This window comes from Roseburia porci, from assembly GCF_009695765.1.
In the GTDB taxonomy this organism is placed as follows: Bacteria; Bacillota; Clostridia; order Lachnospirales; family Lachnospiraceae; genus Roseburia; species Roseburia porci.
This window is the reverse complement of the sequence record NZ_VUNI01000015.1, coordinates 1-18,963: the sequence shown is the minus strand read 5'-3', so window position 1 is coordinate 18,963 and position 18,963 is coordinate 1. Positions and strand designations below refer to the sequence as shown.

The following is an 18,963-nucleotide window of genomic DNA, read 5'->3' as shown; positions in this document are numbered from 1 at the left end:
CCATTTAAATGCCGCGCATGCTCTTTACCAGCTCCATGAAGTCCTTTTCCATAAGAATGGCAAGTCCCTGTCCTTCATCCCCAAGCACAATGAGGTTGTCGCCGGGTTCAATACCGAATATTTTTCTGGCTTTTGCCGGAATCACGATCTGTCCTTTATCTCCGACTTTGACCATTCCAAATATATGCTTTCCTCTGGGTGGAACTCCCAGACCGTTCGCCTCTTTCTCATAATTTACCATATCATCCATGGAAACGTCAAAAAGATCTGCGAGTGCCTTGCATTTTTCAATGTCAGGAAGCGCCTCTCCCGTCTCATATTTGGAGATTGTCTGTCTGCTGACCCCGATTTTTTCTGCAAGTTCTTCCTGTGACATGTGATTTATCCTGCGAAGTGAAACCAGATTTTCATGAAACATGTGAATCCTCCTTTTTTATGCCAAGTACACACCAGCGTATCACCGGTATCCGCGATACGACCGCATTCAGTAAGAATGCACCTCCAAACGCAGCAATTGCAGTAAGCAGATAAAGTGCCACACCCGGAAGATCCGTATATGTGGTCAGAAAATAAGCGCATGCAGACAGTGTCAGATAATGAAAAACATACAGTCCAAAGCTCCTTTTTGCCAGAAAACGTCCGGCTGCACTGCTCTTATTGCCCCAGCGTTTCATGCTTCCGATCAGTGCCAGACACATCATCCAGCAATATGCGATCGCCAGCGGACTGTTGACATTCGGAGCCACAGCATAATTTTTCCCATAATCCATACAGACATAAGCAATTCCAAGTACTGCTGCTGCGATCAGAAGCGGAATGCTGTATTTTTTCAAGGTATCCGTTACCTTTTCCCATGAAAAAACATAATATCCGAGTAAAAATGTAAATCCATATATTCCAAAGCGATATACTGCGATCATGGGCATATTGAGAATCTGCGCCGATATCCATACAGGGATTCCAAGTAAAACAAGAACAGCAATACCTGCATGCTCTCCTGCCTTTAAAAGGCGTCCTTTTTCGATCCTGCGTACAATCAGAAGCACAACCGAGCATACCCACATCACCTGGATCGTCCAAAGTACGCCGGTTCCGGAAAGGCACAGAATCAGATAAAAAATCACACCCGGAATCTTTCCTGTCATGCCATCAAACACGTGCGATATGGACATGTTCAGATACCCCTGCATCCATCCGATCACAAAAAGTCCGATCGTGGACGGCACAAGTAGCTTTCTTGTTCGTGCCCTGAAATACTCCCTTTCAGTATGCGTTTCAAGATAATATCTTGAACACATTCCACTGATCAGAAATAAGATCACCATAAACCATGGATACAGCACATACTGTATGGCATCAAGTCCATGGAATTGTGTAACCGGTCCGATCACGCCATCTTTGATCACAGAGTTGTAGATATAGATTACATGATAGACCACAACCAGTATAATTGTCATGACACGAATACGGTCGATATAATATTTTCTCATATTTTTCCCACCTTTGCTATCTTTTTTTACAAATTATAACAAGGCGGACATACAACATCCACCAACCTTTTTTAACACGAAAAGCCGGTGGATGTTAAAATTACGGGCATTTTTCTCCTGCAAACAAATACACAGCCCGGATTTGGGGCTGTGTATTGTCAAAATTGTATGTATATGGTGAATCTACATCTCATCCATCGTTGGATAAGATGCGATTGCTCCTGCTTTTAATACGCTTTTTGCACAGTAGCGGTTGGAAAATTCCAGATATGTCTCCATTTTTTCTGCGGAAACATCTGCAAGGGAGCAGGCATCGATTCCATCTGCGGAAAGCTGATAGAGGAAAGAGCCGATAAATGCATCCCCTGCGCCGGTTGTGTCAAAAGCATCTACTTTATGTCCTTTGGCAGATGCTTTTGCGTTTCTTGTGTAGCATTCCGCACCATCTGCCCCCTTTGTATAAACGACCATCTGGACATCTCCGGTAAACAGCTGATCTTTTGCCTCTTCGACTGTTTTTTTGCCGGTGATAAATTCGATCTCCTCGTCAGATACTTTGAGAATATGCGCTTTTGGAATGAATTCCAGAATAGCAGCCTTCAGATCCTCTGCATTTTTCCAGAGTGGAAGCCTGATATTCGGATCAAAACTAATGATTGCACCTGCTTCTTTTGCATATTTGATTGCTTTTTTATGTGCATCCTTCATTGGGAAATCGCCAAGTGATACCGAGCAGAAATGAAGCACTGCGCTATCCGTAAACCATTCTTTCCTGATAACGTCCGCAGACATCAGCATATCTGCCCCCGGCTTCCGGTAAAACGAAAATTCACGGTTGCCGTCATCCTTCAATGCAACAAATGCAAGGGATGTGTTTGCCTCATCTGTACGCAGCACATGCGCGGTTCCAATGTCATAATGTAAAAATTCCTGAATGATCTTATCACCAAACGGATCATCGCCAAGCTGGGTGATCATCTCTGCCGGTCCGCCTAACTTACGATAGGCACCACAGACATTGGCAGGCGCTCCGCCAACTGCGGGCTGAAAGCCGCAGACGTCCTTCATTGCTTTTCCACTTTCTTCCGGGATAAAATCGATCAGTGCTTCTCCGATTGCCATTATTTTTTTCATCTATTTTACAATCTCCAATCCTTTTAAATACCACATTTTTGTCTCTCTCGCGCCTTTTACTTTGATTTTCCGCTGATCATCCGGGAAATAAAAACGTGAAGTCATCACATATTCTCCGTCATTGATATAGATCTCCACCATAGAATTGTCAACGATCAGACGTATCCTGCGAAGGTCTCTGATCCGGATCTTTCGCGATCTTCTGCCACGTCCCGCGCCATCCGTAAGGGAAAAATCAAAAATTCCAGCTTCATATCTCGCACAAAACGCTTCCTCTCCCGTGCTGATCTGTACCAGACAATCTGCATCGATCTCATCTGCCACAATTTCAAACACGGTATCTGCCGCATAACATTCTTCCCCGATCGCAAGCTCGGTTCCTCGCAGTTCCTTTAATTCCGGCAGCGGATTCTGTAAAAGTCTTCCATCTGACCATGTAATCTCTCTCGGAAGCGTGAGGGCATGCTGCCAGCCGACCGCTACTGTCGGTGCATTGTCATAATCGGCATCTCCGATGCCCGCCCAGCCAATCAGAATACGCCGGCCTTTTTCATCACAGAATGTCTGCGGTGCATAAAAATCAAATCCATAATCCCATTCATGAAATTTTTCCGGATCTGGCACGATCCTGTTATGTTTATCATCCGCGCCAATGATCTCATCGTCAAGCAAAAAATATCCGGACTGATATACGTTCTGATAACAATATTCTTCATGTGTCAGTCCCTGCGGAGAAGTGGAAAGCACCGGATGCCCGCTCACTTCAAAATAATCCGGACATTCCCACATATAACCGAACCGTTTTTCCGTCGTGATGTCTTTTAAAAAGTTCCAGTGTACGAGGTCATCCGATTCGAAAATAAGCACAGTTCCATAGTCTGTCTGCTGGGAGTTTTCCTTTGCGCCACCGCCCGGATACTGCATTTTTCTTCCGCCCTGAATCATATAATAGCGGCCTTCTTTCTTCCAGACCTTTGGATCTCGGATATGGCAGGTATATTCCTGTGGATAATCTGCATTTGTCATAACGACCTGTTTTTCCGAAAAATGAATTCCATCCTTACTTGTCACAAGTACAGTATTTGCTTCACGACCGGAATAAGCCAGCTCGTCATCGTGCGCTCCCGGCTGTTTGACATTTCCGGTGTAAAACATATACATCGTATCATTCTCAATAAATGTACTTCCCGAGTACACACCGTCCTGATCAAACTTCTGATCCGGATACAATGCCGCAGGAAGCTGTGTCCATTGAATCTGATCCCTGGATGCATAATGCCCCCACGCCTTCATGGAACCGTTCGGATCTAATGGAGAGTACTGGTAAAACACATGGTACACTCCATGAAACTGACATAATCCATTGGGATCATTGATCCATCCAACCGGCGGCATCAGATGAAGTGCAAGCCGGTTTGGGTCCTGTTCGATCATATACTGTTTTTTTTCTGCTTCCTGTGTCTGTTTCCTTAAACTCTCGCTTAAATTCATATTATTTCACCACAATTGCTTTCTCTGCTGCCTTGATTCTTCCTGTTTTTAATACAGCAGTCTCATTATAATTATCTGCATTTGACATTTTGGCAGTTTTTCACAAACTGGACGCATCCATGCAGGACATTTTTTATTTTAAAGATTCGGGGATTCGAAAGTGTCGTCTTGCAAATAGAGACTTGCAAATTGCACAAAACAGTGCCTATTATGTTCCATTGTCCGAAAATAAGAAAATCTATGTTTGCCTGATTTATATTTCTTAAAGTGACGTGTACGTCTTAAACGCCCCGTCCGTGGGGCGTTAAGACTTTTGCTGCTCGAATTTTAAAATATGCGATAAATTCTCCGTAAATAACGGATAATGATTCATTACGCCCAAAAATTTGCAAATTTCAATACAAAAAATGGCAATTTCTCCGTAATGAAAAGAAAATCATTGATTACACCGTCAAATACCGAAAAATTGTCGGTGTAATCACAAAAAAATAACGATTTACAGAAAAAGGGTAACCTTTTCACAACCCCTGTTTAAGATCTTGTAGAAGCTTTCTCCACAAGCTGGTATCCCATTTTGATCTGTTTTTTCAGGTCCGTGCCGGACTGCAGTATCTCAAGCAGCAGTTTCGCGGCTTCCATTCCTGTTGTCTTATAATGAAAATGAACGCTGGTAATTGCCGGTGTCACAACGTTTCCAAGCTCCGTATCACCAAAACCAACAATCTGCACCTGCCCTGGAACCTCGATTCCCTGCTCATGCAGATAGCGCAGTGCACCTGCGGCAAGGCTGTCTGTTGCACAGAATATGGAATCCGTCTGAGGATTCTGTTCCATAAGTTCCCTTGCCTTTTCATAGCCGCCTTCCACTTTAAATTCTGTTTCGTACATGCATTTTCTTGCCGCTTTGACACCCGAATCTTTGAGTGCATCAAGGAAACCGGCTTTACGTGCCTCACCGACCGCTTTATCCTTCTGCGTAACACCAATATAACCGAAATGTGTTCCCTTCTTTAAGAGCAATTTTGCCGCCTCATAAGCAGCATGGTAATCATCCTGATACACACAGGAATAGTTGTCCAGTTCCTGCGCGGCTATGACGATCGGTACCTCAAGCTCCTTCATCAGCTTCAAATGTTCTTTGGAGAATATCGTTCCCATAAAAATAATGCCATCCACCTGATTTTTCCGGAAAATACGAAGATACTTCAGTTCTTCCTTCGCATAATTCTGCGTGTTTGCAAGAAGCAGCTGATAGCCTTCTGCCGAAAGGATCTCACTGATCCCGGCTACCATACGGCTGACTGCTTCGGACTGGATTCTTGGAATGATGACTCCGATCAGCTTTGTAACACTGCTTCTTAAATTCCTTGCCTGCCTTGACGGTTCATATCCGGTCTGCTCAATGACACGGCAGATTGCTTCCTTCTTCTCTTCGCTCACATATCCATTATTCAGATAGCGGGACACGGTTGCCCGTGATACACCCGCCATCTTTGCAATTTCATTAATATTCATGGTGCAGCTCCTGTGCTTTATACTTCGACATCCATACCTGATGTGGAATCGATTTCTTATGCATATTTTACACCCATTCCCTCCGTCCGGCAAGGCTCGCCTCTGGACTTCATCTCCCGGTTCACCATATTATGGATAAAATCCTCATATTTTCCGCTGTCGCCGCATTTCAATAACAGTCTGAAATTATTATAATGATCGTAAACATAATCCACGATCTGTTCCATCCCATCCATGGATGCTCCCGTCATATTCTGCGTCTGTTCCGTGACCGGAAGTTCCAGAAATCCGCTCAGTATTCCATCATATATTTCATAAACCGCTTCCACATAAGGATCGATAAATGCATCAAACAGCTTCTCCTTTGTCGGATATTACTTGTAAAATGCCCCGGTTGTAAGACCGGCATCCTTTACATATTTCTGAGTAACACGCCCAAAAAGGCCCCGGCATTTCTGCCGGGACCTTTTTGCACAAATTCTGTATGTATTAAATTCAGATTTGATTTACATCTTTCCGCCATATACAGGGAAAGCACTGCTTGCGCCGTAGTTTTCAATCTTCTTGAAGTTCTTCAATGTCTCCATATCCTCTGCTCTGATTTCAAAATCCACTTCTGCATTTGTCTTCATATGGTCTGGGTTTGCAGTCTTTGGAAGAGAAACGGTTCCAAGCTGTAATGTATAACGGATGCAAAGCTGTGGAACAGATACTCCATACCGGTCTGCCATTGCCTTGATCTCCGGCTGATGTAAGACCTCACCGTGTGCGATTGGAGAATATGCTTCCACTGTAATTCCATTTTTCTGACAGTATTCTACCAGCTCTGAAGGAGTGTTGCTGATATGACAGAGAACCTGGTTTACCATTGGTTTTACCTCAGCCACCTCAAGAAGATTCTCAATGTCCTCCTGCAGGAAGTTGGAAACACCGATCACTCTTACCTTTTTGGCTTTATAAGCATCTTCAAGGGCTTTCCATACCGCTCTGTTTTCTTCCTTGTATCTGTTCTCAGACTGGTTTACTTCAACCCAAGGCTGTGGACTGTGGATGATGATCTGATCCAGATAATCCAGACCCATTTTCTCGAGTGTCTCATCGATGGATTTTGCAGCACTCTCATAACTCTTGTTCTCTGCCGCAACTTTACTTGCTACAAATAACTCACTTCTTGATACGCCACAATTGCGGACACCTTCACCAACTCCGCGCTCGTAAGCATATTGTCAAGTGTAGATGTCAGATTTTATATTCAAAATAGAAAAAAGCTGCTACTCCCAAAAGAATAACAGCCATTCTTACTATATCAGCCTTTTGGAATTTGACCATCGACATACAGAATGTGATTAACTAACCACTCTGTGAGATATTTTAAAATTCCCATAATCTGTTCATCCTGATCTTCTATCTCATCATTATGATGCTCCATAAATTCATCAAGTTTGTGTATAAATTCCTGATGTTGAACTTTCTGTGTAAATAACTTCTTATAATTAATAGATTCCATATACTGCTCTTCATCAGTAAAGTGTTTTACTGTATAATTTCGAAGATTTTCTAATATTATATCAATCCTATCATATTTATCCGGTGTATACTCATCATGGAGCAGTTCATATGCCTCATCTGCATATTTAAACAACTGCTTGTGTTCTTCGTCTATCATATCTATGCCGATATAATATTCTGGTTTCATTTCATACATCCATTAGTCCTGCTTTCATTTTTATTCAGCCTTTGAAAACTGGTCTTTGCCTACAGAGCATAACGGACATTCAAAATCTTCCGGAATATCCTCCCACTTTGTACCAGGTGCAATACCACCTTCTGGATAGCCCTTCTCCTCATCGTATTCCCATCCGCAAACATCACATACGTATTTCATTTGTTGTTCCTCCTTGTAAATATATTAATACACAGCCTTTATTACTGTTATATTTGTGTTGTTCTGTAATCTTAATATGTATAAATGCTTTTAGCATTTCCATAATCCATGCAGGTTACAATATGCATATACTTCTTCTACCTGTTCACCATCGCAAATACAAAAATCTGCTACCGGCTCCTGCCCTGGATTTAACTGTTTTCTGTATATTCCCTGGTTTGTATTTAATGTAATCCACTCAATGAAATGCTCTTCAAGCATTGGATGTTTTGTCTCTCCAACCACAACATGAACATGACTGCCTTCCACTGTATATACAGGTATATGCTTCTCAACAGCAGCATCTGTCACTCCGGCTTTTAATTCCTGCATAGGTTCTCCGCAACAAATTACAGGCACACCCTTATCCTTTACCTTTTCAACAATGTTTCCACAATGCTTACATATATAATACTTTACTTCCATGCTTTTATCTCCTTCCATGTGTAAAATTTATAATTCAATTGTCTCTATAATCTTTTTCAAAGAATCTGCGGATTCTTTAAGCTTTAACGCTTCCTCACCACTTAAATTAATAGGTATATCAGACTCAATACCATCTGCACCTACAATAGCCGGCATACTTAACGATACTCCGTCAATATCATATACTCCATGAATCATGTGTGATACAGGAAGTATTGATTTTTCATCTCTCATAATCACTTCGCAGATTCTTTTTACAGACATTGCAATTCCATAATATGTAGCGTGCTTTTTATTTATTTTTCATAAGCACTGTTCTTGACTGCTGTAGCTATCTCTGCCGTGTTTTCCTTGTGCTTGTAATGTCCACGCATTTCACACATTTCACTCAATGGAACACCGGATACATTGGCTGATGACCATGCTACAACTTCGCTGTCTCCATGCTCACCTACTATAAATGCATGAACACTCCTGCTGTCAACAGATAAATGCTCACCAAGCTTGTATCTTAATCGTGCACTGTCTAACACTGTACCCGATCCAATAACCCTGTTTTCCGGAAGTCCTGATAACTTTATGGCTACCTGTGTCAAAATATCTACCGGATTCGCTACTACAAGCATGATACCTGCAAAATTTCTCTTTGCTATTTCAGGAATGATTGACTTAAATATTGCTACATTTTTATTTACAAGATCAAGCCTAGTCTCTCCCGGTTTTTGCCCCGCTCCTGCAGATATTATAACTATTGCAGCATCAGCCACGTCATCATAATCTCCGGCATATATCTTCATCGGACTGGCAAACGGAATACCATGACTGATATCCATCGCTTCTCCCTCTGCCTTGTTCTTGTCTGCATCAATAAGGACAATCTCTGTAAACAAGCCACTCTGCATAAGAGCAAATACAGATGCAGAACCAACAAAGCCACAGCCTATCATTACTGCTTTTTAGAATTAATCATTTGCTTCTTCGTAATAATCTCATCTCCTTAATAATTCTCTTCATGTACTTCAAAATAGCTCTGTGGATGATTACATACCGGACATACCTCAGGAGCCTTTGTTCCTACTACGATATGTCCACAGTTACGACATTCCCACACCTTAACTTCGCTCTTTTCAAATACCTGTGCAGTTTCAATGTTCTTGAGAAGTGCACGATATCTTTCTTCATGATGCTTCTCAATCTCTCCTACTGCCCTGAATTTTGCTGCAAGCTCTGGGAAGCCTTCTTCCTCAGCTGTTTTTGCAAAGCCTTCATACATATCTGTCCACTCGTAATTTTCGCCTTCTGCCGCTGCCGCAAGATTTTCCTTTGTATCACCAATTCCTGCTAATTCCTTGAACCACATCTTTGCATGTTCTTTCTCGTTATCTGCGGTCTTTAAAAATAATGCAGCCATCTGCTCATAGCCTTCCTTTTTTGCTACAGATGCAAAATAAGTATACTTATTTCTTGCCTGTGATTCCCCTGCAAATGCCTCCTGTAAATTTTTCTCTGTCTGTGTTCCTGCGTATTTGTTTGCTGCCATCTCTTTTACCTCCGTTTTCTTTACTACTTTTTCAAAATCTGATGCCGGGTGCTTACATAAAGGACATATAAAATCGTCCGGTAATTCTTCTCCTACATATTCATATCCGCAGATTCTGCAACGCCATATTGTCTGTCCATCCTCGGTTTTTCCAACTGCCTGTGGCTTTGGCTTAATATTATTCTGGTAATAATCATATGTGACTGAAGGAACATTACTTAAAATCTCCATATCTGTTATCTCACCGATAAACATCGTATGTGAGCCTAAATCCTCTGTTTTATTAACTGTTACAGAAATGTATGCATTTGTACCTTCTGTAATATAATAAATACCATTTGTGCCTCTGGCACACTTTTCAAATGCTTCAAATTTATTGGTATCCCTTCCTGATTGGAAGCCAAAATGTTTGAACAATTCAAACTGTGCCTTCTGACTTAAGACTGATACTGTGAATTTTCCAGTTCTCTGAATCATGTCATGTGTGTAATTTGCTTTGTTGACGCAGATACTTAACTGGTTCGGTTCTGAAGCTGCCTGAATGGCTGTATTAATAATACATCCATTGTCTTTTCCGTCTTCTCTGGCAGTCAGTACGAACAATCCATAACTCAGCTTATACATTGCTTTCCTATCCATTCTTTTCCTCCTTTACCTTCTCCCCGCATTTCGGGCAAATGCCTTTAAATGAAATATCATAATCCAAAAATTCAATTCCATGAGTGTTATGAATTCTTTCCAGCAAATCCGGTATTTCATCCATATCCACATCAAAAATCTCACTGCACTTTATACATCTTACATGGTAATGATTTTTCAATGTAAAATCAAGTCGGTTCGGTCCATCCGGAACTTCAACCTTCCTTAACGCACCCTCCTCTACCAATATATCAAGATTTCTATATACAGTTCCTTTTCCGATTGTAGGATATGCTTCTTTTATAAAATTATACACTTCATTCGCTGTAACATGTCTTCTCATTTCGTATACGGCATTTCTTACAAGATCTTTTTGAATGGTATTTCTTCTGCTTGTCATTCGTCCTCCTTATTAGGATTAATTCTTAATAAGAATTATATACCAGTATTGTTATCTTGTCAATAAAATTAGTAACAATTCTCATTATTATAAAAAGATGCCCACACTGAGCATCTTTAACCTAAATCAATATTCTATTTTTCGTTCAAAAACATATTCAGTATCTGATGATAAATCAGACCGCAATGAATATCCAAGTCTGTCAAATTTCTGAATCTCCACCGGATTCTCAATATTATTTTCTGCCATGAATCTTACCATTTCACCACGAGCCATCTTGGCATATGTACCTTTTGTTACCATTTTATCTCCAGAAGCTTCACAAAATGTAATCGTAATATACCTGTCCTGTGGTGTCAGATACTTTTCTATACATTTTGAGTATTCTTTTGATGCAAGATTAATGATAATCCTGCTGTCATCGATTACTGAGCGGTATAAGAAGTCACCCCAGTACTCATACAGATTTTTGGCATCTCCAATCCTGACCTTTGCCTGCATTTCTAAACGATAAGGTGTCACACCATCCATTGGTTTCAGAACACCATAAAATGCAGACAATATCCTCAAATGATTTTGAACATACTCAAACTGCATATCTTCAAACACAGATGGTGCCATATATTGAAAAGCAATTCCTTCGTATGATAAGACAGCCGGAGTGAGCATCTGATAAAGGTTCATATTTCCCAATCTGTTGAAATTTTGTTCTGCAATCTTGTCATTACATTTCCAGATAGCTTTCAGTTCTTCTTTTGATTTGCTTTTCATCCAGTTTAATACTTCTGCTGTCTTATCAATATAGACAGGCAGTTCAACCGGTGCTAAGTTATCGGTATCTACAATCATCTTTTTTGCAGGTGATAAAATAATCTTCATTATGCCAATTCCTTAAGCATATTTTCAGGATCATCTGCCGCCTTGACTTTATCATTTGCCTTTATAATGATTCCTTGCTCGTCAATAAGATATGTGGTTCTTACCACGCCCATAGAGACTTTTCCATAGTTTTTCTTTTCTTTCCATACATCATACGCTTCGATCACCTTGCGATCCGGATCTGCCAAAAGTGTAAATGCCAATCCATATTTTTCCTCAAATCTCTTGTGAGAGGCTACAGAATCCTTACTCACCCCAAGAACAACTGCTCCTTTCTCGGTGAATTGAGGATAACGCTCTGAAAAACCACATGCCTGCTTTGTACAGCCTGCCGTGTTATCCTTTGGATAAAAATATAAAATCACTTTTTTACCTGCGTAATCGCTTAATTTATGTATTTCTCCATTCTGATCCGGCAATTCAAAGTCCGGTGCTTTTGTTCCTACTTCTAACATCCGTTATTCCTCCACTTCTTTCACTTCCGTCTGTTTTCTTGCTTTCTTATTCCCTGAAATCATTTTATGACCGGAATAAACTGCCATAATCATGCATATCAATGAACCAAACGCAAAGTATTTGTGTGCCGCCTTTAACCCCTTATATCCGGTATAAAAGGTTCCAGCCATTGTAACCACTGCTCCGATTGACCAATATTTATGTGCTTTCATGCTTCATTCACCTCCTGTATATGAAGATATTATATCAAATTTTCTATAACATGGTCTATATCATCCTGAATGACTATACTTCTGTGTTCCAATATTTCCGGGTAACAAGGTAACGTAAGATTTACGCTTGCAAATACTGCATCCGGGTTTTCTGCCGCCATATTCCAAAATGGAATTTTTATGACACCGGGAGAATTAAATCCGACTCCTAATTCCAAATATAATACCTTTCCATTTTTATGCTGTTCTATATAATCTGTATACCGCTTATGTGCGATATGCCATCCCTTATCTCTGATAAATGTGTCATCCCAGAATAAATTGAAGTCCATTTCCCGTCCACATCTTGGACAATGTGGAATGAGCTCTGTTGGAACAGACATATTTTTTTCTTCCCGAACCATTTTTTGAAGAGTTGCATAATTATCATAGGTATCTGTATGACATGGTTTTGAGCATTGGAACAGACCAAAATCCCCCTGTGTATAGCACAGATGTTCTTTTGAAAAACCTGCCCTCTGGAATGCATGGTCAATGTTGGTAGTCAGGACAAAATAATCCTTTCCTTCCAAGAGTTTTAGCAATTTTTTATGTGTATCCTTTGGTATCGGTTCATAACGATTAATCCACGCCCATCTTGACCAGTATGCCCATCGCTCCTCGTTTGTTTCAAAATCTGCAAAACATCCGGTATACATATCCTTCATTCCATATTTTTCTACAAAATCGCCAAAATATTTTTGCAGGCGTTCTCCACCAAAATCATAACCTGCTGACGAAGATAAGCCTGCCCCTGCACCTACAATAATCGCATCTGCATTTTGAAACACTTCTTTTAATTTATTTACTAAAACTTCCCATATCCCAAATGGGTCTTGTTCCTTGAAAATTCAACAATACAGGCAATCAGATAACAAATTAAGCCCATGCAGCGGATCTGGCTAGCGACTTTTGCAGGAAATCAGGCAGTTGGTCTACAAAGATATTAATAAAAGTATCTATCTGTTCCTCTGTCACCTGAAATACAGCATAGATTCCCTCAAACATCGCTCTCAGGATGATCTGAAACGATTCTCCGAAAATGATATCAGTCAGTTCGTCTGTCAGGTAGAAAAAGATCTCACCAAGTGTGCGGTTGTCTTCGTCCTTTCGTTGCTCCAGCGCAAGCAGCATATATCTGGCAAAGACGATTGCCACATGTGCTGTCAGCGCATCATAAGACAGACTATGGCACTCACCGATCAGGTTCAGATACGACTTGCAGGTCTTGAAAAACACCTCGATCTGCCAACGTTTTCCATAAATCCGAATGATCTCTTCTTCGGAAAGATCCGGATTAGTGCAGATAAATGCGATCCAGTCCTTCTTGTTCCGATTATTACGAACGCAGACGATCTTAGCCGGTATTTTCTGATCCTTACCGACCATAACATTTACGGAAAGCAGATATTTGCTGCGACCTCTGCGCTTTTTGCAGATACCGAAGATCTTGTTGATTGACAGCTGTTCACCGTCATATTCATACCGGATCCGGGAACTCTTTTTGATCATTGCAATGGAATTCAGTCCAAGGTTTTTGATAGCAACAAGCTGTGCCGGATTGGAAAACCAGCTGTCCATCAGCACATAATCGGCTGTGTGTCGGGCGTTCAATGCTGTTTTCAGGAGTTCCAGCATGGCAGAAGTGCCTTTCATCTGGGCAAGATTTCTTCTCTTGGCAGCCAGTGACCTTCCATCAAAATGCTGTTGAGGGCCAATGATGTTACTGGCTTTTGATGATGCCAAAAGGCAACTGTTGACCGGAAGGAAGGTGTTTCCATCCGTCCATCCCAGTGTCAGCAGACGATATCCTTTTGTATAACGCATGGATGCATGATCAAATACTTTTGATCCAAGTTCCGTCTTTTTGCAACTTGTCCGTTCAAACAGGCTGTCATCAATCACGAATGCATTTACCCGGTCGGAACCGGTCAGCGGTTCAATCGTATCTGCAACAGTTTTAGAAAGCAGTGTGGTAAAACGCAGCCAGTTGGTCTTGACACCATTCAGGAACCGATAAAATGTATTCTTCGAAAATGGTTCACGGAACGAGCCGGTTTTTTGCTGCATATACATGCTTCGGTCAGTGAATACGTTGCAGAGCTTATATTTGAAAATCCGGATGACAGGAATACCCTTCTCCTTCTGGGCATTACATGCCCGAAGCAGATCTCCAATCTTAAATCTGCAAAAAAATGAAGAAATCGCATTAAAAAGTTCCTTTTCATCCTGATTTTGTGGTAGAATTGAAGTTGGCATAGATGACCTCCTGGGTGTTTTTGTTTTTCGTCAACTCAATTATACCACGGACATAGCATCTATGCCCATTTTATTGCCTACATTGTTGAATTTTCAAGGTTCTACACACCTTTTCGGTGTGGGAAGTTTTAGTAATTTAAAATATATGAAATATTTTTACGATTTATACAGCAATTCAAATCGTCAACAACTTGTTGACGATTCAGACACACGAATATGTCAACAAGCTGTTGACGATTGTATTTTTATGATTCCGTGGGGACATCATATTCAGATAATCAATAAATGTAAGGGTAATTTGGATAAGGCTTTGTTTTTTGTTAAAAAGACATATGAAAACAACTGGTCAAGAGCCGTCCTTTTAAATTTTCTCGATACAAACTTGTATGAAAGAGAAGGTAAAGCCATTACAAATTTTGAAAAGCTGCTTCCTGATATTGGCAGCGATCTTGCCCGAGAAATCACAAAAGACCCATATAATTTTGATTTTCTTACTCTCAGAGAAGGGTATGATGAAAAAGAATTGAAAGATGCACTCATGGATAATATTCAGAAATTCCTTCTTGAACTAGGTCGTGGATTTGCTTTTGTCGGTAGAGAATACCGGCTTGTTGTCGGAGATACTGAACAATTTATTGATATGCTGTTCTACAACATACAAAAACACTGTTATGTTGTAATTGAAATCAAAACAAGGGCATTTGATCCCGGAGATATGGGGCAATTAGGAACTTACATTGCAGCTACAGACGGAATACTGCGAACAGATAACGATAATCCTACAATTGGCTTACTTATATGCAAAACAAAAGATAATGTTCTGGCTCAATATGCTACCAGTGCAGTGAATGTTCCTGTTGGAATTTCCGAATATGAACTTAATAATCTGATTCCTGATGACTATAAAAGTTCAATGCCTACTATTGAAGAGATAGAACGAGAGTTGAAAGACTAATATGTTGCTTTTTTAAGTAATATCCAAACACCCATATAATACAACAGCAGGAAATCTGTATATATAGACCTCCTGCTGTATTTTTAATTTGTATATATCAACTCATGAATCACAATTTCTTCTGCCCGGCTCTGAATGCTATTCATTTTCCGTATCCATCCAAGCTGGTCTGTAGATTTCATATGCTCAGTTAATCCTTCCCTCTTCGCCATCTGTTCCATAAGCCGGTCCAACATTTCATGACATTCTTCCTCAAGATCTTCGAGCTGTTTCCATAATTTTTCAGTAATAACCAGATGGAGATATTCTGATGGGTAATTTTCACATAAATATTTCTGACGCATTCTGCCATATTTACCAATATTATAACTACTGCCATCATCTAATGAAACATCTGGTATCAGATAGTCACCTTTCCAATGATATGTTAATTCCATACGCGACTGCCTCCTTTGTGTTATGATATACAGGTAAGAAAAAATATTACCTTCTTTTCTACAACATCTGCGCTTCAATTCACCACAAATGAGCCAGCCGCCTATGTTGTGCATTAGCAGATGTAGAAATCCGCTAAATTACAACATTTATGGGGATATCTGACATCTACAGTTCACAGCATATCACTTCATTTCCATATGCCTGGGCAGTATCGATCAGACGATAACCATTCGCTACAGCGGCTTTAACTGCATCTGCAGCCTTATCGTCGTCAATGAACCATGTACCAAGTCCTAATTTTGGGATTTTTACTCCGTTTTGTAATTCATATGTTTCTTTTAAAATCATGATATGCATCCTCCATTTTCTAATCATAATTGTCAAATGTCTGTTTTTCATATATACTGTATCTCAAGTACATATCAATCATACAAGTTGAAGTCAACTTTAAGTCAAGACTTTTTTGAAATTTATAAAAAGGAGGGGCATCATTATGCTCTACACGGTCGGTGAAATCTCAAAGCTGCTTGGAATTCCAAGCTCAACACTGCGCTATTACGATAAAGAAGGATTACTACCTTTCGTGGAACGTTCTTCCGGAGGAATCCGCATGTTCCAGGAAAAAGATTTCGAATGGCTCAAAATAATCGAGTGCATGAAGAAAACAGGAATGCCAATTAAAGATATCAAAAACTACATCGAACTGACCTTACAGGGCGATGATACGATCCCGGAGCGTCTCGCGCTTTTCCAGAAGCAGCGCAGACAGCTCCAGATTCAGCTGGAATCTCTTCAACAGGCTATGGAAGTTCTGGATTATAAATGCTGGTATTACGAAACTGCCCAGAAAGCAGGAACCGTTGAAGCGCTTAAAAATATATCCATTTCTGATATACCGGAAAAATATCATGCAGTTCGAAACCGGCTGTCCAATATTCCTCAGATTCCAAATGAGTCGGATGCAGAATAATGTCTGATTTATTTCACATACGCAAAAAACGCAGATCAAAAACTCAAAAAAGAGTTTTCGGTCTGCGTTTTCGATTTGTTGTCCTGATCCCCTTCGGCTGATACCAGTCCTGTATTAAACACAGGATGATGCAGTACATACCAGGCTGTCGGTAAATGATGCTTCCGTTGCTTTAACCGTTACCTGCGCATATGCCTTATAACCACTGCTACCTTCAATTCCACTGTTTGATGTAACCGTCAGTGTTGTTCCACTGCAGGAGCAGCTGAATCCCGGCTGATCCACAATTGCAGATACAATCGGATGATTAAAATCCATAACAATTGTCATCCCAGGAGCAGAAAAATCCTGTGTGGATGTACATTCCGCCTTGAAAATATGTCCGTTTTCATTTGTGCCCATATCGCTCACACTGATGTTCCAGCCAGCTCCAGCACGTGCACCACTTGCCAGATAAACCCCTTCCTGTGCTTCGGTTACTTTAACAACCTCTGGTTTCTCATATCTTTGACCCATAATTTTCCTCCCATAAAGCCAAATACCTTTCCTTCCTGTTATCCTCATTATATATTTTTACTACAATCTACGTCAAGATAATATTTCGTAAATTTTCGGTTATTTTTCGAGAAGTTTAGTATTTGAGAACTATGAGATTCCTTATACCATCTGTACGAGCCACACATTGCTCCGCACCATGAAATACCCAATCACTACCTTGATCATTTCAGTTGCCTGAACAAAGAAATAGATGCTGACGATGCCAAGGCCGGTGTAGTGCGCTAACAGAAATGCTGTCGGTACAACAACGACCCATGTGAAAACGGAATCGAATAAAAATGTAACCAGCGTTTTTCCTCCGGAACGAAGTGTAAAATACGATGCATGGCTGAAGGAACAAAACGGCATAATCAACGCAGAAACCGCGATGAAACTGGTCGCAAGTTCCTTGATCTGCGCACTCGTGTTATAGATTCCCGGGAAAAATCCACCGATCAGAAACATCCCGGCTGCTACCACTGCACAGCAGAAAACGCTGAATGCGATCATCTTGTTATCGGCATCCTTTGCCTTTTCCAGTTTTCCGGCTCCAAGGTACTGCCCAACAACGATACTGATACATGCTCCAAGCTGGATATATACAATATTAAACAGGTTTGTGATCGTCGTAGCAATATTTAATCCAGCCACGACCTCAAGTCCCCGGACCGAATAGCACTGTGTTACCGCAGTCATTCCTGCTGCCCACAACACCTCATTCAGCATGAGCGGGAATCCTTTGATCAGAATACCCTTTAATTCTGCCTTTGGCACACCAAATCCTGTATACGCACCATGCAGGTACCGGTTTTTGGATTTGTGTGCATGTGCCCAGATTATGACGATCAAAGCCTCAATATAACGTGCCATCACAGTAGCCAGTGCCGCTCCCATGACTCCCAGTTTTGGGATCGGTCCGACTCCGAAAATCAGCAGATAATCCAGCACAGCATTCGTACCAACAGCTACAAAACTTGCGATCATCGGCACAAACGTCTGTCCGGTTTCCTTAATGTTGGTTGCATAAGACTGATTAATAGCAAACGGTATCAGCCCTGCCATCATAACAGCCAGATACTCCAGACCATACTGCAAAGCAGCTTCGGTTGCCCCATTCCCTGTGGTATCCGTCAGATACAAGGAGATCAGATCTGCCCCTTTTGCTTTGAATAAAATCATGGCTGCCACAGTCACAAGAAGCGTCGCATATAATTTAAAGCGAAACGAATACATATGCCCCTTATGATCGCCTTTTCCATAATATTGTGCGCCAAAAATACTTGCCGCAGATGCAGCCCCGAAAATTGCCAGGTTATAAACAAAAATCAGCTGGTTCACAATTGCCACTCCTGACATTTGCTCCGTTCCCAGCTGACCAACCATGATATTATCCAGAAAACTTACAAGATTCGTGATCGCATTCTGAAGGATCATTGGCAGTGCCAGCAATAAATAATTTTTATAAAAGGCTTTATCCCCGATATATTTCTTTTTTAATGCAGCAATCATATATATGCTCCCCTTTATTACTTGGTAGTGTCAAGTTAACTACCTTTTTTATTTTTATAAACATTATATTTTCAAGGATTTCTCACATTTTTTTACAAAAAAAGTGATTACCCCCTAAAAAAGCAGTATAATTGAATCTGCGAAAACACA

Annotated in this window: 22 protein-coding genes and 3 pseudogenes; 2 read left to right on the top strand and 23 right to left on the bottom strand. The window is 40.8% G+C overall.

The genetic code is table 11. The features are described from left to right. Positions 1–4: 4 nt before the first annotated feature. The 19 genes and pseudogenes from FYJ75_RS09265 to FYJ75_RS09180 form a co-directional block, all read right to left on the bottom strand. Positions 5–418 carry a helix-turn-helix transcriptional regulator gene (locus FYJ75_RS09265; RefSeq protein WP_154430174.1) on the bottom strand — a complete coding sequence of 138 codons (414 nt, stop codon included), beginning with the start codon at positions 416–418 and terminating at the stop codon, positions 5–7. Beyond that, on the bottom strand, positions 408–1,490 hold the full coding sequence (locus tag FYJ75_RS09260; protein WP_154430173.1) for an acyltransferase family protein: 1,083 nt from the start codon (positions 1,488–1,490) through the stop codon (positions 408–410). The genes FYJ75_RS09265 and FYJ75_RS09260 overlap by 11 nt, the downstream gene beginning before the upstream one ends. 183 nt (positions 1,491–1,673) lie before the next feature. Further along, complete coding sequence (locus FYJ75_RS09255; protein ID WP_154430172.1) at positions 1,674–2,624, bottom strand: carbohydrate kinase family protein; 951 nt, start codon at positions 2,622–2,624, stop codon at positions 1,674–1,676. Beyond that, a complete protein-coding gene (locus FYJ75_RS09250) occupies positions 2,625–4,115 on the bottom strand; it encodes a glycoside hydrolase family 32 protein (RefSeq protein ID WP_154430171.1) in 1,491 nt (496 codons plus the stop codon). 531 nt (positions 4,116–4,646) lie between these two features. Continuing rightward, on the bottom strand, positions 4,647–5,630 hold the full coding sequence (locus FYJ75_RS09245; protein ID WP_154430170.1) for a LacI family DNA-binding transcriptional regulator: 984 nt from the start codon (positions 5,628–5,630) through the stop codon (positions 4,647–4,649). 56 nt (positions 5,631–5,686) lie between these two features. Next, positions 5,687–5,959: a hypothetical protein gene (locus FYJ75_RS09240; protein WP_235907058.1), complete on the bottom strand. Its 273-nt coding sequence runs from the start codon at positions 5,957–5,959 to the stop codon at positions 5,687–5,689. Between the two features lie 177 nt (positions 5,960–6,136). Next, positions 6,137–6,832: pseudogene (locus FYJ75_RS09235) on the bottom strand (aldo/keto reductase); the annotation flags it as partial. Between the two features lie 104 nt (positions 6,833–6,936). Continuing rightward, positions 6,937–7,335, bottom strand: coding sequence for a bacteriohemerythrin (locus FYJ75_RS09230; RefSeq protein WP_154430169.1), 399 nt, complete (start codon positions 7,333–7,335; stop codon positions 6,937–6,939). A gap of 21 nt (positions 7,336–7,356) precedes the next feature. Continuing rightward, a complete protein-coding gene (locus FYJ75_RS09225; RefSeq protein WP_117472024.1) occupies positions 7,357–7,515 on the bottom strand; it encodes a rubredoxin in 159 nt (52 codons plus the stop codon). Between the two features lie 90 nt (positions 7,516–7,605). After that, the gene (locus FYJ75_RS09220) at positions 7,606–7,980 is read right to left on the bottom strand and encodes a desulfoferrodoxin family protein (RefSeq protein WP_154430168.1); all 375 of its coding nucleotides are present in this window, start codon (positions 7,978–7,980) and stop codon (positions 7,606–7,608) included. Positions 7,981–8,007: 27 nt separating this feature from the next. Then, positions 8,008–8,927, bottom strand: a pseudogene (locus FYJ75_RS09215) (L-lactate dehydrogenase). A gap of 50 nt (positions 8,928–8,977) precedes the next feature. Further along, positions 8,978–9,520 carry a rubrerythrin gene (gene rbr, locus FYJ75_RS14875; protein ID WP_235907064.1) on the bottom strand — a complete coding sequence of 181 codons (543 nt, stop codon included), beginning with the start codon at positions 9,518–9,520 and terminating at the stop codon, positions 8,978–8,980. A gap of 18 nt (positions 9,521–9,538) precedes the next feature. Continuing rightward, positions 9,539–10,159 (bottom strand): annotated as a pseudogene (locus tag FYJ75_RS14870) (flavin reductase); the annotation flags it as partial. Continuing rightward, on the bottom strand, positions 10,152–10,559 hold the full coding sequence (locus tag FYJ75_RS09205; protein WP_154430166.1) for a Fur family transcriptional regulator: 408 nt from the start codon (positions 10,557–10,559) through the stop codon (positions 10,152–10,154). The gene FYJ75_RS09205 and the pseudogene FYJ75_RS14870, both read right to left, overlap by 8 nt. Positions 10,560–10,685: 126 nt before the next feature. Continuing rightward, positions 10,686–11,438, bottom strand: a complete 753-nt coding sequence (gene yaaA, locus FYJ75_RS09200; protein WP_154430165.1) for a peroxide stress protein YaaA — start codon at positions 11,436–11,438, stop codon at positions 10,686–10,688. Continuing rightward, on the bottom strand, positions 11,438–11,893 hold the full coding sequence (gene bcp, locus FYJ75_RS09195; RefSeq protein WP_154430164.1) for a thioredoxin-dependent thiol peroxidase: 456 nt from the start codon (positions 11,891–11,893) through the stop codon (positions 11,438–11,440). The genes yaaA and bcp overlap by 1 nt, the downstream gene beginning before the upstream one ends. A gap of 3 nt (positions 11,894–11,896) precedes the next feature. Continuing rightward, positions 11,897–12,106, bottom strand: a complete 210-nt coding sequence (locus tag FYJ75_RS09190; RefSeq protein ID WP_154430163.1) for a DUF6219 family protein — start codon at positions 12,104–12,106, stop codon at positions 11,897–11,899. A 29-nt stretch (positions 12,107–12,135) separates the two neighbouring features. Continuing rightward, positions 12,136–12,936, bottom strand: coding sequence for a Sir2 family NAD-dependent protein deacetylase (locus FYJ75_RS09185; RefSeq protein WP_328596905.1), 801 nt, complete (start codon positions 12,934–12,936; stop codon positions 12,136–12,138). Positions 12,937–13,024: 88 nt separating this feature from the next. After that, positions 13,025–14,404: an IS4 family transposase gene (locus FYJ75_RS09180; protein ID WP_154430162.1), complete on the bottom strand. Its 1,380-nt coding sequence runs from the start codon at positions 14,402–14,404 to the stop codon at positions 13,025–13,027. A gap of 61 nt (positions 14,405–14,465) precedes the next feature. On the opposite strand from FYJ75_RS09180, the gene FYJ75_RS09175 reads away from it, so the two are divergent. Beyond that, on the top strand, positions 14,466–15,359 hold the full coding sequence (locus FYJ75_RS09175) for a PDDEXK nuclease domain-containing protein (protein WP_235907057.1): 894 nt from the start codon (positions 14,466–14,468) through the stop codon (positions 15,357–15,359). 83 nt (positions 15,360–15,442) lie between these two features. On the opposite strand, the gene FYJ75_RS09170 is transcribed toward FYJ75_RS09175, so the two are convergent. Together FYJ75_RS09170 and FYJ75_RS09165 are read right to left on the bottom strand one after the other, a co-directional pair. Further along, positions 15,443–15,796 carry a TnpV protein gene (locus FYJ75_RS09170; protein ID WP_154430161.1) on the bottom strand — a complete coding sequence of 118 codons (354 nt, stop codon included), beginning with the start codon at positions 15,794–15,796 and terminating at the stop codon, positions 15,443–15,445. 166 nt (positions 15,797–15,962) lie between these two features. Beyond that, positions 15,963–16,145, bottom strand: a complete 183-nt coding sequence (locus FYJ75_RS09165; RefSeq protein ID WP_207708229.1) for an aldo/keto reductase — start codon at positions 16,143–16,145, stop codon at positions 15,963–15,965. A 145-nt stretch (positions 16,146–16,290) separates the two neighbouring features. Here FYJ75_RS09165 and FYJ75_RS09160 point away from each other — a divergent pair, with 145 nt between their 5' ends. Then, on the top strand, positions 16,291–16,767 hold the full coding sequence (locus tag FYJ75_RS09160) for a MerR family transcriptional regulator (protein WP_154430160.1): 477 nt from the start codon (positions 16,291–16,293) through the stop codon (positions 16,765–16,767). A gap of 114 nt (positions 16,768–16,881) precedes the next feature. On the opposite strand, the gene FYJ75_RS09155 is transcribed toward FYJ75_RS09160, so the two are convergent. After that, entirely contained in the window at positions 16,882–17,283 is a 402-nt protein-coding gene (locus tag FYJ75_RS09155; RefSeq protein ID WP_154430159.1) for a hypothetical protein, read from the bottom strand. 141 nt (positions 17,284–17,424) lie between these two features. Next, complete coding sequence (locus FYJ75_RS09150) at positions 17,425–18,813, bottom strand: MATE family efflux transporter (RefSeq protein ID WP_154430158.1); 1,389 nt, start codon at positions 18,811–18,813, stop codon at positions 17,425–17,427. Positions 18,814–18,963 lie beyond the last annotated feature (150 nt).

Bases quoted from the DNA above. Each gene is read 5' to 3' on its own strand.
- FYJ75_RS09225 (WP_117472024.1), bottom strand. From the start codon at position 7,515: ATGAAATACGTATGTGATGTTTGCGGATGGGAATACGATGAGGAGAAG.
- FYJ75_RS09220 (WP_154430168.1), bottom strand. From the start codon at position 7,980: ATGGAAGTAAAGTATTATATATGTAAGCATTGTGGAAACATTGTTGAA.
- FYJ75_RS09175 (WP_235907057.1), top strand. From the start codon at position 14,466: ATGCCCATTTTATTGCCTACATTGTTGAATTTTCAAGGTTCTACACAC.
- FYJ75_RS09205 (WP_154430166.1), bottom strand. From the start codon at position 10,559: ATGACAAGCAGAAGAAATACCATTCAAAAAGATCTTGTAAGAAATGCC.
- FYJ75_RS09250 (WP_154430171.1), bottom strand. From the start codon at position 4,115: ATGAATTTAAGCGAGAGTTTAAGGAAACAGACACAGGAAGCAGAAAAA.
- FYJ75_RS09155 (WP_154430159.1), bottom strand. From the start codon at position 17,283: ATGGGTCAAAGATATGAGAAACCAGAGGTTGTTAAAGTAACCGAAGCA.
- FYJ75_RS09180 (WP_154430162.1), bottom strand. From the start codon at position 14,404: ATGCCAACTTCAATTCTACCACAAAATCAGGATGAAAAGGAACTTTTT.
- FYJ75_RS09160 (WP_154430160.1), top strand. From the start codon at position 16,291: ATGCTCTACACGGTCGGTGAAATCTCAAAGCTGCTTGGAATTCCAAGC.
- rbr (WP_235907064.1), bottom strand. From the start codon at position 9,520: ATGGCAGCAAACAAATACGCAGGAACACAGACAGAGAAAAATTTACAG.
- FYJ75_RS09255 (WP_154430172.1), bottom strand. From the start codon at position 2,624: ATGAAAAAAATAATGGCAATCGGAGAAGCACTGATCGATTTTATCCCG.
- FYJ75_RS09245 (WP_154430170.1), bottom strand. From the start codon at position 5,630: ATGAATATTAATGAAATTGCAAAGATGGCGGGTGTATCACGGGCAACC.
- FYJ75_RS09170 (WP_154430161.1), bottom strand. From the start codon at position 15,796: ATGGAATTAACATATCATTGGAAAGGTGACTATCTGATACCAGATGTT.
- FYJ75_RS09260 (WP_154430173.1), bottom strand. From the start codon at position 1,490: ATGAGAAAATATTATATCGACCGTATTCGTGTCATGACAATTATACTG.
- FYJ75_RS09230 (WP_154430169.1), bottom strand. From the start codon at position 7,335: ATGTATGAAATGAAACCAGAATATTATATCGGCATAGATATGATAGAC.
- FYJ75_RS09190 (WP_154430163.1), bottom strand. From the start codon at position 12,106: ATGAAAGCACATAAATATTGGTCAATCGGAGCAGTGGTTACAATGGCT.
- FYJ75_RS09265 (WP_154430174.1), bottom strand. From the start codon at position 418: ATGTTTCATGAAAATCTGGTTTCACTTCGCAGGATAAATCACATGTCA.
- FYJ75_RS09150 (WP_154430158.1), bottom strand. From the start codon at position 18,813: ATGATTGCTGCATTAAAAAAGAAATATATCGGGGATAAAGCCTTTTAT.
- FYJ75_RS09165 (WP_207708229.1), bottom strand. From the start codon at position 16,145: ATGATTTTAAAAGAAACATATGAATTACAAAACGGAGTAAAAATCCCA.
- yaaA (WP_154430165.1), bottom strand. From the start codon at position 11,438: ATGAAGATTATTTTATCACCTGCAAAAAAGATGATTGTAGATACCGAT.
- bcp (WP_154430164.1), bottom strand. From the start codon at position 11,893: ATGTTAGAAGTAGGAACAAAAGCACCGGACTTTGAATTGCCGGATCAG.